Raw genomic sequence first — 257 nt, forward strand, 5'->3', positions numbered from 1 at the left:
GGAGCGCATTAACGCCTCAGCAGATGGCGGATTCCATAGCCACACTTCAAAATATTGTTCCTTCATATTTCAGGTCTGACTTTCTCGACTGGCTCGAAACATGGGACTTTTCATGTGGTTACATTCCATCTGTGCATTATGACGCCGTGGACAATCTTTACATTGAGTTGGATCGGGTAGGATGGGGAATGAAGGGTGTCAATGATTTTTTATATGCCCAAGGTCGCATTGACTTATCTCGTGCGCTTCCGGCTGGC

Annotated in this window: 1 pseudogene; it reads left to right on the forward strand. The window is 46.7% G+C overall.

Annotation, left to right across the window (positions count from 1 at the left end):
• Positions 1 to 257, forward strand: a pseudogene (locus tag RVY79_RS20380) (hypothetical protein); the annotation flags it as partial.

Source organism: Chromohalobacter sp. HP20-39, from assembly GCF_033052815.1.
In the GTDB taxonomy this organism is placed as follows: domain Bacteria; phylum Pseudomonadota; class Gammaproteobacteria; order Pseudomonadales; family Halomonadaceae; genus Chromohalobacter.